General features: G+C 65.6%; 16 protein-coding genes. 13 read left to right on the top strand and 3 right to left on the bottom strand.

Translation table 11 applies throughout. From position 1 onward, the window contains the following. Positions 1-55: 55 nt before the first annotated feature. The 6 genes from astD to AC58D2_RS12685 all read left to right on the top strand — a co-directional run bounded on the left by astD (position 56) and on the right by AC58D2_RS12685 (position 5,699). Positions 56-1,507: a succinylglutamate-semialdehyde dehydrogenase gene (gene astD, locus AC58D2_RS12710; protein ID WP_497390849.1), complete on the top strand. Its 1,452-nt coding sequence runs from the start codon at positions 56-58 to the stop codon at positions 1,505-1,507. A gap of 140 nt (positions 1,508-1,647) precedes the next feature. Beyond that, the gene (gene cobA, locus AC58D2_RS12705; RefSeq protein ID WP_497390847.1) at positions 1,648-2,454 is read left to right on the top strand and encodes a uroporphyrinogen-III C-methyltransferase; all 807 of its coding nucleotides are present in this window, start codon (positions 1,648-1,650) and stop codon (positions 2,452-2,454) included. Beyond that, positions 2,442-2,738, top strand: a complete 297-nt coding sequence (locus AC58D2_RS12700; protein WP_497390845.1) for a DUF2849 domain-containing protein — start codon at positions 2,442-2,444, stop codon at positions 2,736-2,738. Before cobA ends, AC58D2_RS12700 begins: the two co-directional genes overlap by 13 nt. A 1-nt stretch (position 2,739) precedes the next feature. Next, on the top strand, positions 2,740-4,374 hold the full coding sequence (locus AC58D2_RS12695) for a nitrite/sulfite reductase (RefSeq protein ID WP_497390843.1): 1,635 nt from the start codon (positions 2,740-2,742) through the stop codon (positions 4,372-4,374). Continuing rightward, positions 4,367-4,795 carry a DUF934 domain-containing protein gene (locus tag AC58D2_RS12690; RefSeq protein ID WP_497390841.1) on the top strand — a complete coding sequence of 143 codons (429 nt, stop codon included), beginning with the start codon at positions 4,367-4,369 and terminating at the stop codon, positions 4,793-4,795. Before AC58D2_RS12695 ends, AC58D2_RS12690 begins: the two co-directional genes overlap by 8 nt. Beyond that, a complete protein-coding gene (locus AC58D2_RS12685; RefSeq protein WP_497390839.1) occupies positions 4,788-5,699 on the top strand; it encodes a phosphoadenylyl-sulfate reductase in 912 nt (303 codons plus the stop codon). The genes AC58D2_RS12690 and AC58D2_RS12685 overlap by 8 nt, the downstream gene beginning before the upstream one ends. Positions 5,700-5,722: 23 nt before the next feature. Here the strand turns inward: AC58D2_RS12685 and AC58D2_RS12680 are convergent, their stop codons facing one another. Beyond that, complete coding sequence (locus tag AC58D2_RS12680) at positions 5,723-7,234, bottom strand: replicative DNA helicase (protein WP_497390837.1); 1,512 nt, start codon at positions 7,232-7,234, stop codon at positions 5,723-5,725. Positions 7,235-7,364: 130 nt separating this feature from the next. Between AC58D2_RS12680 and AC58D2_RS12675 the strand changes: the two genes are divergently transcribed. The 7 genes from AC58D2_RS12675 to AC58D2_RS12645 all read left to right on the top strand — a co-directional run bounded on the left by AC58D2_RS12675 (position 7,365) and on the right by AC58D2_RS12645 (position 12,406). After that, positions 7,365-7,862 carry a UPF0262 family protein gene (locus AC58D2_RS12675; RefSeq protein ID WP_497390835.1) on the top strand — a complete coding sequence of 166 codons (498 nt, stop codon included), beginning with the start codon at positions 7,365-7,367 and terminating at the stop codon, positions 7,860-7,862. 2 nt (positions 7,863-7,864) lie between these two features. Continuing rightward, positions 7,865-8,620 (top strand): glycoside hydrolase family 25 protein, encoded by a 756-nt coding sequence (locus AC58D2_RS12670; protein WP_497390833.1) that lies wholly within the window; start codon positions 7,865-7,867, stop codon positions 8,618-8,620. Next, complete coding sequence (locus AC58D2_RS12665) at positions 8,607-9,065, top strand: cytidine deaminase (RefSeq protein WP_497390831.1); 459 nt, start codon at positions 8,607-8,609, stop codon at positions 9,063-9,065. Before AC58D2_RS12670 ends, AC58D2_RS12665 begins: the two co-directional genes overlap by 14 nt. 38 nt (positions 9,066-9,103) lie before the next feature. Next, entirely contained in the window at positions 9,104-9,658 is a 555-nt protein-coding gene (gene dcd / locus AC58D2_RS12660) for a dCTP deaminase (RefSeq protein WP_497390829.1), read from the top strand. A gap of 76 nt (positions 9,659-9,734) precedes the next feature. Further along, positions 9,735-10,244 carry a DoxX family protein gene (locus tag AC58D2_RS12655; RefSeq protein ID WP_497390827.1) on the top strand — a complete coding sequence of 170 codons (510 nt, stop codon included), beginning with the start codon at positions 9,735-9,737 and terminating at the stop codon, positions 10,242-10,244. A 74-nt stretch (positions 10,245-10,318) separates the two neighbouring features. Then, on the top strand, positions 10,319-11,497 hold the full coding sequence (locus tag AC58D2_RS12650; RefSeq protein ID WP_497390825.1) for a saccharopine dehydrogenase family protein: 1,179 nt from the start codon (positions 10,319-10,321) through the stop codon (positions 11,495-11,497). 108 nt (positions 11,498-11,605) lie between these two features. Beyond that, positions 11,606-12,406, top strand: a complete 801-nt coding sequence (locus AC58D2_RS12645) for an acyl-CoA thioesterase (protein ID WP_497390823.1) — start codon at positions 11,606-11,608, stop codon at positions 12,404-12,406. On the opposite strand, the gene AC58D2_RS12640 is transcribed toward AC58D2_RS12645, so the two are convergent. Next, complete coding sequence (locus AC58D2_RS12640) at positions 12,397-13,746, bottom strand: sensor histidine kinase (protein ID WP_497390821.1); 1,350 nt, start codon at positions 13,744-13,746, stop codon at positions 12,397-12,399. The two genes, AC58D2_RS12645 and AC58D2_RS12640, sit on opposite strands and share 10 nt — an antisense overlap. Next, positions 13,743-14,477: a response regulator gene (locus AC58D2_RS12635; RefSeq protein ID WP_497390819.1), complete on the bottom strand. Its 735-nt coding sequence runs from the start codon at positions 14,475-14,477 to the stop codon at positions 13,743-13,745. Before AC58D2_RS12635 ends, AC58D2_RS12640 begins: the two co-directional genes overlap by 4 nt. Positions 14,478-14,479: the final 2 nt, after the last annotated feature.

The following is a 14,479-nucleotide window of genomic DNA, read 5'->3' as shown; positions in this document are numbered from 1 at the left end:
CAGACGCCCGCACCCTGCCCACCGGCAGCTTCTTTTTCAAACGGGCCACGCGACGGTGAGCGAGGAGCTGGTTTCCCACGAACCGGCGACCGGCGCCGAATTGTGGCGTCATGCCGTCAGCGACGTCGACGCCGAAATAGAGATCGCGCGCCGGTCGTGGCCGGCGTGGGCGGCAAAGCCGGTCACCTTCCGCACCGAAACGCTGCGCCGCTTCGTCGATCGGGTAAAGGCCGACGCCGAAAATTTCGCCGACCTGATCGCGCGCGAGACGGGAAAGCCGCTTTGGGAAGCGCGCACCGAAGTCGAATCGGTTTGCAACAAGGTCGATATTTCGGTGAAAGCCTATGCCGAGCGCACACCCAACCGGCGCATCGAGGGCGCGATGGGCCTGCGCAACGCGGTGCGTCACAAACCCCACGGTGCCCTCGCGGTCCTCGGCCCCTATAATTTCCCCGCCCACCTGCCCAACGGGCATATCGTCCCCGCGCTGATCGCGGGCAATTCGGTGCTGTTCAAACCGTCCGAAAAGACCCCGGCGGTCGGCGCAAGGCTGGTCGAACTGTTCCACAGCGCCGGCGTGCCCGAAGAGGTGTTGCGGCTGGTCGTGGGTGGCCCGGACATCGGCAAGGCGCTCGCCGGGCATGAGGGGATCGACGGACTGCTGTTTACCGGGTCGGCGCGGACGGGCGTCGCACTCAACCGCCAGTTCGCCGCGCGGCCCGACAAGATCCTGGCGCTCGAAATGGGCGGCAACAACCCCGTCGTCGTGTGGGACACCGCCGACATCCGGGCCGCGGCGACCCTGGTCGTGCAGTCGGCTTTCCTGAGCGCGGGGCAGCGTTGCACCAACGCCCGGCGGCTGATCGTCAAGCAATCGATGGCCGAAAATCTGATCGAAGAGGTCCGCAAACTCGCCAACCGGCTGATCGTCGACCATCCGCACGCCGACCCCGCGCCCTATATGGGGCCGGTGATCGACAACGAGACCGCGGACGGCCTGACCGAAAGCTTCCTGATCCTGATGTCGAACGGGGGGCAGGTGATCCGGCACATGACCCGTCCGGTGGCCGACCGTCCGTTCCTGACCCCCGGAATCATCGACGTGACCGCCATGCCCGAACGCCCCGATGTCGAGCTGTTCGGCCCGTTGCTTCAAGTCGTGCGCGTCGACAGTTTCGAGGCGGCGATTGCCGAAGCGAACAACACCGCCTTCGGTTTATCGGCGGCGCTGATCGGCGGAAGCCCCCAGCTCTATGACCAGTTCTGGGCCAACGCGCGTGCCGGGGTGATCAACTGGAATCGCCCGACCAACGGGGCCTCCTCGGCCGCGCCTTTCGGCGGTATCGGCCTGTCGGGCAATCATCGGCCGAGCGCCTTCTATGCCGCGGACTATTGCGCCTATCCGGTCGCCAGTTCCGAAAGCGACTCGCTGCGCGCCTCGATCGGCGTCGGACTGCGCGATGACGGCAGCGAAGCGCCCAAGCTGGTACGCAAGGGGTTTCTCTAGCGAAGTCGCCCTGAATCGCTCTGCTCCGCTCGCAATGGCGAGAGGATATGGATCGTTCGCCTGTCCCCCCAAATTTAGCTTCACCGGGGGCAAAAAAGGCTGCTTTGCGATTCGGCGGCCGTCGAACCATCTTCGCCGGCATGACAAAGGCCCCCGCCCCCCTCCCGCCCGCGGGCAAGCTGTGGCTGGTCGGCGCCGGCCCCGGCGATCCCGACCTGTTGACCCTGCGCGCCGCGCGCCTGCTCGAAAGCGCCGACATCGTCGTCCATGACGGGCTCGTCGGCGAAGGCGTTCTTGCGCTGATACCGGCGCACGTCGAACGGATCAGCGTCGCCAAGCAGCGCAGCCGCCACACGATGAAGCAGGAATTGATTAACGAGTTGCTGGTGCGCGAAGTGCGTGCCGGCAAGCAGGTGGTGCGGCTCAAGGGCGGCGATCCGTTCATCTTCGGACGCGGCGGTGAAGAACTCGATGCGGCGCGCGAGGCCGGTGTGGCGTGCGACGTCGTGCCCGGCATCACCGCCGCCGCCGGCTGCGCGGCGCAGGCCGGCCTGCCGCTGACGCACCGCGAAGATGCGAGCGCGGTCAGTTTCGTCGCGGGCCAATGCAAGGATTTGAGCGACCAGGACTGGTCGGGGCTTGCCGGCCGCGGTCGGACGCTGGTGATCTACATGGGACTCGCGACCGCGCCCGCGATTGCCGACAAGCTGATCGCCGATGGCGTTTCGCCCGACCTGCCGGTCGCGGTAGTCGAGCGTGGGACGAGCGCCGATGCGCGCGTCCTGCGGACGCTGCTGACCGATCTCGGCGACCTCGTTGCGCGGGAAAGGGTTGCAAGCCCCGCGCTTATCATCGTCGGCCGGGTCGCGGCGCGCGCCGACGCGCTCGATTGCCTGGGCGCGCCCGGCCTCGCCTCTTCGATAAGGGATTTTTCATGCGACTTCTGACCGGCAACGACCTGAAGAGCGGCGCCGTGATCTGGTGGACGGGGCGCGACTGGTCGCTCCACGTCGAGGATGCCGCCGACGTCGGCGAACAGGGCGAAGCGATCCTGCAGACCGAAGAAGGCGCGCGCCGGGTCAACTCGCCCTACATCATCGGCGGCGAGGCAACCCCCGAAGGACCGCGGCCCGCCCATATCAAGGACCGCATCCGGGCCCTCGGCCCGACCGTGCGCCCCGACCTGACACTGAAACCCGCCGATCCCGCGGCCGGCGACTGGGTGATCTGACATGTACGAATATGACCGCTACGACCAGGCGATGGTCGACGCCCGGGTCGAGGATTTCCGCGACCAGACCCGCCGCCGCATCGCCGGCGAGCTGACCGAGGATCAGTTCAAGCCGCTGCGGCTGAAAAACGGCCTCTATCTTCAGCTGCACGCCTATATGCTGCGCGTTGCCATCCCCTATGGCACTTTCAATTCGCGACAGATGCGCAAGCTCGCCGATATCGCGCGCAGATACGACCGCGGCTACGGCCATTTCACGACGCGCCAGAATATCCAGTACAACTGGATCAAGCTCGAACAGGCGCCCGACCTGCTCGCCGAACTGGCGACGGTCGAGATGCACGCGATCCAGACGAGCGGCGAGAGCATTCGCAACATCTCCGCCGACCAATATGCCGGCGCCGCTGCCGACGAAATCTGCGACCCGCGCCCGTGGGCGGAGCTTTTACGTCAGGCGACGACTTTCCACCCCGAATTCAGCTATCTGCCGCGCAAATTCAAGATCGCGGTGATTTCCTCAAAGGAAGATCGCACGGCGCTGCGCTGGCACGACTGTGCGCTGCGGATCGTCCGCAACGAGGCGGGAGAAGAAGGCTTCGAAGTCTATGCCGGCGGCGGCATGGGACGCACCCCTTTCATCGCATACCGTATCCGCGATTTCCTGCCCTCGATCCAGATTTTCTCCTATTTGCAGGCGATCCTGCGCGTGTGGAACATGCACGCGCGCCGCGACAACATCCACAAGCAGCGGATGAAGATCCTCGTCCACGACCTTGGCGAAGAGGAATTCCGCCGCCAGGTCGAGGAGCAGTTCGCGCATTTTCTGACGCTCGAAACCGACTTCCCGCAGGTCGAATATGACCGCATCGCCGCCTATTTCGCCCCGCCGCCGTTCGAAAGCGGCCTGTCCGACGACGTCGACCTTTCCGACCCCGACTTCGCGCTGTGGGTCGATCGCCAAGTGATCGCGCACAAGGCGCCGGGCTATGCGATCGCGAACATCAGCCTGAAACCCGTGGGCGGTATTCCCGGCGACATTTCGGCCGAGCAGATGGACATCGTCGCCGACCTTGCCGAACGCTACAGCTTCGACGAAATTCGCGCGACGCACGCGCAGAATCTCGTGCTGCCGCACGTCCGCAAGGCCGATCTCTATGCTCTTTGGCAGGCACTCGATGCCGCGGGCCTCGCCGATGCGAACCTCGACCTCGTCACCGACATCATCGCCTGCCCCGGCCTCGACTATTGCAGCCTCGCCAACGCACGCTCGATCCCGATCGCCCAGAAGATCGCCGAGCGCTTTGCCGATGCGACGCGCCAGCGCGATATCGGCGAGTTGAAGATCAAGATTTCGGGCTGCATCAATGCCTGCGGCCACCACCACGCGGGCCAGATCGGCATCCTCGGCGTCGACCGCAAGGGAACCGAAAACTACCAGTTGCTGCTCGGCGGCTCGGGCGCCGAAGACACGTCGCAGGCGAAGATCACAGGTCCCGGATTCGACGAGGAAGGCATCGTCGACGCCGTCGAGCGGACGATCGAACGCTATCGCGAACTGCGCACCGACGGCGAACGCTTCCTCGATACCTATCGCCGCGTCGGCATGGACCCCTTCAAGGAGGCTATTTATGGCTGAGGCAGCCCTGCGTTTCCGTAACGACGACCCGGTCGAGGAGCCTGCGGTGACGCTCGATGCTTTCGTCGAACAGGCGAGCGCGAGCGCCGTGCGCATCGAAGCAGGCGACGATCCGCGCCGTCTGCTCCCGCACCTGGACCGCGTCAAGTTGGTCGAGGTCGGCTTTCCGCGCTTTCGCGACGGCCGCGGCTTTTCGACCGCGCGCGTACTGCGCGAGGCGGGCTATGACGGCGAAATCCGCGCCGAGGGGGACGTGCTCGTCGACCTCATCTTCTTCATGCGCCGCTGCGGCTTCGACAGCTTCGCCCCGCAAGCGCCGCTGAACCGCGCCGATGTCGACGCGGCGCTCAGCCGCTATAGCCATGTCTATCAGGACGCCGCCGATGGTGCGGTGCCGATCTGGAAGCTGAGGCATGGCTGACTTCGGGAAATCCGTTCGTGCCGAGGAGGGACTGAGCCCGTCGAAGGCCCGTCTCGAAGCACCGGGCGAGGCCCTTCGAGACGCCGTTTCAACAAGCTCAACGGCTCCTCAGGGCGAACGGCAAGAAAAGGGCGCAGAAGACCGGACCCGCGACCGGATCGACGTCGCGCCGCGCTTCACGCAGGCCGATGTCATCCGCCTGAACAATTTGTTCCGCGGCCAGGACGCCGCCGAAGCGGTCGCGAGTGTGCTCGGCGCGGGGTTGATCGGCGAGAGCGCGATCGTGTCGAGCTTCGGAACCGAAAGCGCGGTCCTGCTCCACCTCGTGACGCAGGCGGCCCCCGGCATCCCGGTGCTGTTCCTCGACACGGGCAAGCATTTTCCCGAAACGATCGCCTATCGCGACGAACTCGCCGCGCGGCTCGGCCTCAACCTCGTCAATCTGACCCCCGATGCGGACGAACTCGCCAGGAAGGACGAGACCGGGTTGCGCTGGTCCTACGACCCCGACGGCTGCTGTGAAATCCGCAAGGTCAAACCGCTCGAAAAGGCGCTTGCCGACTTCGACACGTCGATCACCGGCCGCAAGGGCTTCCAGTCGTCGACCCGGCAGGGCCTGCCGCGCTTCGAGCTCGACGGCAACACCGGTCGCCTGAAATTCAACCCGCTCGCCAACTGGACGCGCGAGATGCTCGACGCCTATTTCGAAGAGCATGATCTGCCGCGTCACCCGCTCGAGGCCGAAGGCTATCCGTCAATCGGCTGTTCGCCGTGCACGTCGAAGGTCAAGCCCGGCGAGGACCCGCGCGCGGGCCGCTGGCGCGGCTGGGACAAGACCGAATGCGGCATCCACGAAGCGGTGACGCCATTGAGCGACGATCCGGCGAACGATCCGGCGTTCTAGGATGCTGTCATCCTGAACTTCGGCTACTCATAATCCGCATAGGCCTGGCTCTCATCGGCCAGATCGCTGAACTTTGTCGTCTTGGCCTCGAAGTGCAGGCGGATTTTTCCGGTCGAACCGTGGCGCGATTTCGCGACGATGACTTCGGCCAGGCCGAAGACGCGCTCCATTTCAGCCGCCCATTCCTCGTGCGCGGCGTGGATCTTGACGTCGTCGCCCTCGATCGGCCGCTTGGGCTCGCGCGCCGCGACGTAATAATCCTCGCGGAACACGAACAGCACCATGTCGGCGTCCTGCTCGATCGAGCCCGATTCGCGCAGGTCGGAGAGCTGCGGGCGCTTGTCCTCGCGGCTTTCGACCTGGCGGCTGAGCTGCGACAGCGCCATCACCGGCACATTAAGTTCCTTCGCCAAGGTCTTCAGACCGCGTGAGATTTCGGAGATTTCCTGCACGCGGTTATCGCCGCTCCGCGACGAACCCTGAAGCAGCTGGAGATAGTCGACGATGATGAAACCGATGCCGTGTCGGCGCTGGAGCCGGCGCGCGCGGGTGCGCAGGCTGGCGATCGTCAGGCCCGGCGTGTCGTCGATGAACAGCGGCAACGTCTGGAGCTGTTGCGCCGCCCGGGACAGCTGCTGGAACTGTTCCTTGCTGATCTTGCCCATGCGCAGCGCCTCGCCCGACACGCCCGACTGCTCGGCGAGCACGCGCGTCGCGAGCTGATCGGCGGACATTTCAAGGCTGAAGAAGGCGACTTTCGCGCCCATATTCTTTTCGGGCGGAATCCCGTCTTCCTCATCGCGGCGAAAGCGTTCGGCGGCATTATAGGCGATGTTGGTTGCCAGCGAGGTCTTGCCCATGCCCGGACGGCCCGCGAGGATCATCAGGTCGGAATTGTGCATGCCGCCGATCTTCGCGTTCATGCTGCCGATGCCCGTGGTGATCCCCGACAGGTGGCCGCCCGAATTGAGCGCGCGTTCGGCGGCTTGCAGCGCGGTCAGGCTCGCGGTGTTGAAGCTCTTGACCGACCCCATCTCGGCCTCGCCCCCCGCCACGCGATAGAGCGCGGTTTCGGCTTCCTCGATCTGCGCCTGGGGGTCGACGCTTTCGCTGGTGTCGAGCGCACCATCGACCATCGTACGGCCGACGTCGACCAGTTCCCTCAGCAACGCGAGATCGTAAATCTGCCGGGCGAAATCGCGCGCACCGATCAAGCCCGCGCCGCTGCCCGTGAGCTGGGCGAGATAGCCGACGCCGCCCACGGCCTTCATCGCCTCGTCGGCCTCGAAATAGGGTTTGAGCGTCACCGGCGTCGCGATGCTGTTGCGTTCAATCAGCGCCATCGTCTGCGCAAAAATGCGCCCATGCAGCGGTTCAAAGAAATGCGCCGCGTGCAGCTGTACGGGAAGGTCCTCGACGACTCGGTTATCGATAAGAATCGCGCCCAGAAAGGCGGCCTCGGCCTCGATATTGCGTGGCAATTGGCGTTCGTCCCCGGCGTTGGCCGGGGTGGGCAGGCGAGCGATTTCAGACATGGCTGCGCATCATGCGCCGAGCGCGGCGGCGGCGCAACCGCGTTCGCGCGACCCGGGGCACGACTGTGGATAGGTCCGGGGATAACGCGCCCCCTTGCCCTTCGCGGCGTGCCCGGTAGAAGCCGGGACCATGGTCGAAGCCGATCCCTCGAAACAGCGCATCATTTCGATCGACCTCGACGAAAGCTCGATCGTCTGGCGCAACCCTGATGTCGAGCAGGAGCGGCGTGTCGCCATCTTCGACATATTGGAGGACAACAAGTTCGTGCCGCAGCGCGGCCATGCCGACGGCTACGCCGGTCCATACCGGCTGAAACTGCGCGTCGAGGACGGACGGCTGATCTTCGAGATTGCACGCGAGGACGGTTCGCCCCTGGAAGGCGTCATCCTGGGCCTCGGTCGCTTCCGGCGGCCCATCCGCGACTATTTCGCCATCTGCGACAGCTATTACCAGGCGATCCGCACGTCCACGGCGCAGCAGATCGAAACCGTCGACATGGCCCGGCGCGCGCTGCACAACGAGGCGGCTGAGATGCTCATGGATCGTCTCGACGGCAAGATCGCGGTCGATTTCGACACCGCGCGGCGCCTGTTCACGCTGATCTGCGTCCTCCATATCAAGAGCTGACCATGGCGATGGGGGTGACATTTTCGAAGCGCGGCACGAGCGAATGGGGGGCGGCTCTCGGGCGCTGGATGCGCCGGATCGCCGCGCTCGCCGCGCTCCTTTTGCTTGCCGCCGGCGTCGCGCTGTGGTGGGCCGCACGGTGGACACCGCCGCGCGACAGATATCCGTTGCAAGGGGTGACGATCGACGCGGGCAATGGCGTCGTCCATTGGGGGTCGATCAAAGCCGCCGGCGCCGATTTCGGATATATTTTCGCGACCGACGGCGATTCGGGCGTCGATGCCAATTATGCCCGCAACATGGCGGCCGCGCGCGAGGCGGGCATCCGCACCGGACCGATCCATCGCTATAGCCTGTGCCGGCTCGCGACCGACCAGGCCGCCAACTTCATCCGTCACGTGCCGCGCCGTGCCGACGCGCTGCCGGCGGTCGTCTGGCTCGACTATGACGACAGCTGCGCCGACCGCCCGACGCGCGCGTTGCTGCTTAGCGAACTCGCGACGTTCCTGGCGCAGATCGAGGCCCACATGGGCAAGCGCAGCCTGATCGCCCCGGGGCCGAATTTCGAGGCCGACTACCGGGTGACGAGCGGGATCGCACGCACCACCTGGCTGCGCCGCGACTTCTTCCCTCCCGATTATGGCGCGCATCCCTGGGCGATGTGGCAGGCGAATAATTATGTGCGGCTGGCCGGCGCCGACGGTACGGTCGGCTGGAACGTGGTCCGCCCCGAAGGAATGAGCGATGAACAGCAATGAGGAACGCGATGCGCTAATCGATGCGGCGCGCGACGCCGCCAGCCGCGCCTATGCCCCCTATTCGGGCTTTCATGTCGGCGCGGCGCTGCTGCTCAAGAATGGCGATATCGTGACCGGCGCCAATGTCGAGAATGCAAGCTATGGCCTGACACTATGCGCCGAGACCGTGGCGGTGGCGAAGATCGCGAACGAGGGCTGGATCGGCGAACTTGCCGCGGTCGCGATCGTCGGGGGGCGACCCGACGGAGAGGCGTTGACTGGCAGCGAGCCGGTCAATCCGTGCGGGCGGTGCCGCCAGATATTGAACGAGGCCGCCGAACGGTCGCGGGCCGACCTGTGGGTCCATTGCGCCTCTGGGGACGGAAAGGCGGTGAAAAGTTACCGGCTCAGCGAACTGTTGCCGGCCGCTTTCGGGCCAAAGGATCTGGGGATGATCCCCGACTGATCGCTTGCGCAAAGGGCATCGGGCCGACAAGAGAAGCCATGGCCATTCTTTCCGACCGCTGGATTCGCGAAGCCGCCCGGACGCAGGGCATGATCGAACCGTTCGTGGAGGCGCAGCGCCGCGACGGGTGCATCAGCTACGGCCTGTCCTCGTATGGCTATGACGCCCGCGTAGCGCCCGAATTCAAGATATTCACCAATGTCGACAGTGCGGTCGTCGATCCCAAGGATTTCGCATCCAACAGCTTCGTCGACCGCGAAACCGACGTGTGCATCATTCCGCCCAACAGCTTTGCGCTCGCCCGCACGGTCGAATATTTCCGCATTCCCCGCGACGTGCTCGTCATCTGCCTGGGCAAATCGACCTATGCCCGCTGCGGCATCATTGTGAACGTGACCCCGCTCGAACCCGGCTGGGAGGGCCATGTGACGCTCGAATTTTCGAACACGACGCCGCTGCCCGCCAAAATCTATGCCAATGAAGGCGCGTGCCAGTTTCTTTTCCTTCAGGGCAATGAGCCCTGCGAAACGAGCTACGCTGACCGTTCCGGCAAATATATGGGTCAAAAGGGCGTAACCCTGCCCCGCCTCTGATCCGCGGAACCTCTGCGCGCGTCCGGCGTCCTGACTGCAAGGGCGGACGGGGCGCACCAAAGTGGAGGACCATCCCATGTCCATGATTGCCGTCTTCATCGGACGCGTGTTCATCGCCGTCATCTTTCTGGTGTCGGGTATCAACAAGCTGATCCACGTCAACGACACCGGCGCGATGATCGCCGGCGCAGGGTTGCCCCCCGGGCTGGCGATCCCCACCGGCCTGTTCGAGCTGATTGCCGGTATCTGCCTGGTCTTCGGCGTCGCAACGCGGCTGTGGTCGATCCTGCTCGCCGGCTTCGTCCTCCTGACGATCCTGTTCTTCCACCGCGACTTCACCGACCCCCTGCAGGCGATGATGGCGATGAAGAATCTGGCGATCGCCGGCGGTCTCCTCTGCCTCTTCGGCTACGGCAATACGCGCTGGAGCTATGACGCGCTGCGCCAGCGTCGCCGCGACGAACTCGCGACCCACGACGCCGAACTGCGCGCGCGCGATGCCGAAGTCCGCGCGGCGCGCGCCGAGGGCCGGACGGTCGAAACCGTCGAGGTCGCGCCGGCGCGCAAGCCGTTCTGGAAGTTCTAGGCCGCAACCCGCTTGGCAAGCCATGCCGCCTGCGCTAGCCTCCAGTTGACGTTTACGTAAATGGGAGGGACGCGATGGCCAAGGCCCGCGAGTTCGATATCATCGTCTATGGCGCGACCGGCTTTACCGGTCGTCTCGTCGCCGAATATCTCGCGCATCACTACGCCGGCCGCAAGGACGCACCGACATGGGCGATGGCGGGCCGCAGCCTCGACAAGCTGGCCGAAGTGCGCGACCTGATCGGAGCGCCGGCCGACACGCCGCTGGTTGTCGCCGACGCGAGCGAGCCCGAAAGCCTCGACATGATGGCGCACCGCACACGGGTGGTGCTGACCACGGTCGGCCCCTATCAGCTTTACGGGAGCGATCTCGTCGATGCCTGTGCCAAGGCGGGAACCGCCTATGCCGACCTGTGCGGCGAGCCCGGATGGATGCGCGAGATGATCGACGCGCACGAGGACCAGGCAAAGGCATCGGGTGCGCGCATCACATTTTCCTGCGGCTTCGATTCGATCCCCTTCGACCTGGGTGTATTGTTCCTGCAGGCCGAAGCGGTCAAACGGCACGGCAAGCCCGCCCCTCGCGTCAAGGGCCGCGTGCGCAAGATGCAGGGCGGTGCTTCGGGCGGCACGGTCGCCAGCCTGACCGAAACGCTAAAAGCGGTCGCCCGGAAGCCGTCGCTCGCGCTCCTGCTCAAATCGTCCTTCGCGCTGACCCCCGGCTTCGAAGGGCCGCACCAGCCGACGGGGCTGGTGCCGGAATATGATCCCGCGACCGAGACTTGGACCGCGCCTTTCGTCATGGCCCCGATCAATACGAAGAATGTCCACCGTAGCAACTTCCTGCTCGGACATGCTTGGGGCGCCGACCTCGTCTATGACGAAATGGTGATGACCACGATCGGCAACGCCGGAAAGGCAATGGCCGAAGCGATGGCCAAGGCCAATCCGTTCGGCGAATCGAAACTGAAACCCGGTGAAGGACCAAGCAAGGAAGAGCGAGAGAGCGGCTTCTACGACATCCTCTTCATCGGCGAATATCCCAACGGGACGATGATCCGCGCATCGGTGAAGGGCGACCGCGACCCCGGCTATGGCTCGACGTCCCGGATGCTGGCTGAAACCGGCATGACTCTGCTGGAAACCGAAGGGGAAAGCCGGGGCGGCGTGTGGACTCCGGGCGCATTGCTCGGGCAGGCGCTGATCGACCGGCTGACGGCGAACGCTGGCATCGCTTTCCAGGTCGAAGACTGACCGCCCAGCCTTCTCCGCTCGTGCCGAGCAAGTCGAAGCCCCGCCCTCCGCTTCGACACGCTCGCGCCGAACGGCGTTGAGAAAACAGCCGTCAAGGAAGACCTGTCCATGACCGAAGCCCCCTCCGCCCTCGACACTCTCCTCGCCACGCTGCGCGTCGATGGCGATGCCGCCACCGCGCATGTCGACGACGGCTGGATGCAGGGCCGCACCGCTTATGGCGGCATCAGTTCGGCGGTCGCCCTGGCCGCGACGATGGCATTGCACCCGACCGAAACGCCGCTGCGTTACGCCCAGATCAGTTTCGTCGGCCCCGTCGGCGGCGACTGCCGCGTCGCGACGCGCGTGCTCCGCCAGTCGAAATCCAGCCTGTTCGTCGATGCGGGCGTGTCGAGCGACATGGGCTTCGGCACCGCAGCGACCTTCGCCTTTTCAGGCGATCGGGCCAGCCATCTCGATCACAATCGGCTGGCGATGCCCGAGGTCCCCGCGCCCGATACGTTAAGGCCGGTCCCCGAACACAAGGTACGCCCCAGCTTCACGCGGCATTTCGACATGCGCCCGACGAGTGGACCACGCTTCGACTGGAAGGGGGAAACCGGCGAATATCTGACCTGGGTACGGTTCGTGGAGGAGCCCGCCTGTCACCCCATGGTCGCGCTGCTCGCCATGGGCGACGCGTTGCCGCCGGCCGCGATGGCGCTGTTCACCGAATTCGGGCCGATCAGTTCGATGAACTGGACGGTGAACATGCTGACCGGCGTGCCGCGGACCGACGACGGCTGGTGGCTTCTGTCGGCGAAGACCGGCTATGCCCGCGGCGGCTTTTCGGTGCAGGACATGATGATCTGGAACCGCGCCGGCGAGCCGGTAATGAGCGGCAGTCAGGGCATCGCGATCTACGCCTGAAGCGGCAACGCAACGACCGCGTCGAGCCCGCCGCCGGGTCGGTTAGCCAATGTCAGCGTGCCACCTTCGCTTTCGGCGATCTCGCGCGCGATAGACAGGCCGAGCCCGGCGCCGCCGGTTGCGCGATTGCGCGACTCCTCGCCGCGCGCAAAGGGCTCCATCAGTGCCGCGATCTGCGCTTCGCCAAGGCCGGGCCCATCGTCGGAGACGACGATCCGCACGCTTTCCGCATCGCGCGCCACCGACAGGCGCGCACGCACTCCATAGGCGATCGCATTGTCGATCAGATTGCGCAGGGCGCGCCGCAACAGCATCGGCCGGGCCATAACGACCGCATCGTCCACGTTACCGACCGAAACGTCCTTGGCCTGCTCGCGATAATCGGCCACCAGATCGCCCAGAAGCGCCCGCAGCGCGACGGGCTCCGACACCTCGGTCCCCGCCCCAGCGCGCGCCAGCGCCAGGATGTCGGTCAGCATCGCCGTCATTTCCTCGATCGAGGCAATCATCTTGTCGCGCAACCGGTCGTCTTCGATCTGCTCGACGCGGACGCGCAGGCTCGCGAGCGGGGTCCTCAGGTCATGGCCGACCGCGCCAAGCATCCGGTCCTTGTCGGTCAGCATCGCGGCTATGCGCGAACGATAGGCGTTGAAGGCGGCGATCAGGTCGCGGACGTCCGACGGCCCGCGCTCGGCCAGCGGCGTCGCGTCGCGCACAGCCGGGTTTGCGCGTGTCGCACGCGTCAGATCGCGCAGCGGCCGGGCCGCGCGCCACGCGATGAACAGGATCGGGACGAGCAGCAGCAAGTACAGCGTCAGCGTCTGCCAGATCAGGAATCGCGGCAGGCGGTTGCCGCCCGAGGGCAAGCGGCTGCGCACCGCATAATAGCGCCCGTCGACCTTGGCGACGACGACGACGGTTTCACCGGGGAAGCTCGATCGCTGAAGACGCGCGCGCGAGGGGAGCGCCCATGCCTCGATCGAATCGGCATGCACCTCGGCCTCCGACATCAGCCCGGCGACATAGTCGGCCAGATCTTCGCGCGGCACCGCGCGGCGCGGCAACGTCGGCGGCGTATCCGAAATGCGCAGCTTTTGCACCCGGTCGCGCAACCCGTGACGGTCATGGTCGTCGTCGGCACGTCCAGCCCGTCTGTCGTCGCCGCGCTCGACCGCATCGACGATCCGCGCGACCGCCATGCCGCCTCCATGCGCCAGTATCTGCTGATTCTGTCCGCGCACGAGCAGCGAAAAATTGATCGCCTGCGCGACGAACAGCGTCGCCGCCAGCGCAAAGACCAACTGCCCGACCAGGCTGCGCGGCCACAGGCGCAGCGTCATGACGCCGGCCCCAGCCTTTTGACCTCGCACGCGAGCGTGTAGCCGCCGCCCCACACGGTTTTCACATAATGCGGACGCGCGGGATCTTCCTCGATCTTCTTGCGAAGGCGGCTGACCAGATTGTCGATCGCACGGTCGAAGATGTCGGCCTCGCGCCCGCGCACCATGTCGAGCAGGCGGTCGCGGCTCATCACCTGGCGCGGATGACGCACCAGTGCGTGAAGCAGGTGATATTCGCCGGACGACAGGGCGACCTCTTCGCCGTCTTCGCCGACAAGAACGCGCTCGACTTCGCGCAGCACCCACGGGCCGAAGGCATAGCTCGTCCCGCCCGGATCGACAGCGCGACCGTTCGCCTGCGTCCGTCGCAATACGGTGCGGATACGCGCGACGAGTTCGCGGGGGTTGAACGGTTTGACGACATAATCGTCGGCGCCGATCTCCAACCCGATGATCCGCTCCGTATCCTCGGCGCGGGCGGTGAGCAGAATCACGGGGATATTGCTCGTCTCGCGCAGGTGACGCGTCAGCGATAGCCCGTCTTCGCCCGGCATCATGATGTCGCTGACCACCAGGTCGATACTCTTTGCGCGGAGCAGCGAGCGCGCTTCGGCGGCGCTCGCCGCGTCGCTTACCGCGAACCCCTGGCTCTCGAGATATTCGGACAGAGGCTCGCGGATCGACGGTTCATCGTCGATCAGGAGGATGCGGGGGACGTCGCTTTCGGTCATCG

The sequence above is a fragment of the Sphingopyxis sp. CR5 genome, assembly GCF_059693785.1.
This window is presented reverse-complemented; position numbering and strand designations above follow the sequence as displayed.

What these genes read in the sequence shown, in the direction of transcription:
- cobA (WP_497390847.1), top strand. Translation starts at nt 1,648, where the DNA reads ATGACAAAGGCCCCCGCCCCCCTCCCGCCCGCGGGCAAGCTGTGGCTG.
- AC58D2_RS12700 (WP_497390845.1), top strand. Translation starts at nt 2,442, where the DNA reads ATGCGACTTCTGACCGGCAACGACCTGAAGAGCGGCGCCGTGATCTGG.
- AC58D2_RS12695 (WP_497390843.1), top strand. Translation starts at nt 2,740, where the DNA reads ATGTACGAATATGACCGCTACGACCAGGCGATGGTCGACGCCCGGGTC.
- AC58D2_RS12690 (WP_497390841.1), top strand. Translation starts at nt 4,367, where the DNA reads ATGGCTGAGGCAGCCCTGCGTTTCCGTAACGACGACCCGGTCGAGGAG.
- AC58D2_RS12685 (WP_497390839.1), top strand. Translation starts at nt 4,788, where the DNA reads ATGGCTGACTTCGGGAAATCCGTTCGTGCCGAGGAGGGACTGAGCCCG.
- AC58D2_RS12680 (WP_497390837.1), bottom strand. Translation starts at nt 7,234, where the DNA reads ATGTCTGAAATCGCTCGCCTGCCCACCCCGGCCAACGCCGGGGACGAA.
- AC58D2_RS12675 (WP_497390835.1), top strand. Translation starts at nt 7,365, where the DNA reads ATGGTCGAAGCCGATCCCTCGAAACAGCGCATCATTTCGATCGACCTC.
- AC58D2_RS12670 (WP_497390833.1), top strand. Translation starts at nt 7,865, where the DNA reads ATGGCGATGGGGGTGACATTTTCGAAGCGCGGCACGAGCGAATGGGGG.
- AC58D2_RS12665 (WP_497390831.1), top strand. Translation starts at nt 8,607, where the DNA reads ATGAACAGCAATGAGGAACGCGATGCGCTAATCGATGCGGCGCGCGAC.
- dcd (WP_497390829.1), top strand. Translation starts at nt 9,104, where the DNA reads ATGGCCATTCTTTCCGACCGCTGGATTCGCGAAGCCGCCCGGACGCAG.
- AC58D2_RS12655 (WP_497390827.1), top strand. Translation starts at nt 9,735, where the DNA reads ATGTCCATGATTGCCGTCTTCATCGGACGCGTGTTCATCGCCGTCATC.
- AC58D2_RS12650 (WP_497390825.1), top strand. Translation starts at nt 10,319, where the DNA reads ATGGCCAAGGCCCGCGAGTTCGATATCATCGTCTATGGCGCGACCGGC.
- AC58D2_RS12645 (WP_497390823.1), top strand. Translation starts at nt 11,606, where the DNA reads ATGACCGAAGCCCCCTCCGCCCTCGACACTCTCCTCGCCACGCTGCGC.
- AC58D2_RS12640 (WP_497390821.1), bottom strand. Translation starts at nt 13,746, where the DNA reads ATGACGCTGCGCCTGTGGCCGCGCAGCCTGGTCGGGCAGTTGGTCTTT.
- AC58D2_RS12635 (WP_497390819.1), bottom strand. Translation starts at nt 14,477, where the DNA reads ATGACCGAAAGCGACGTCCCCCGCATCCTCCTGATCGACGATGAACCG.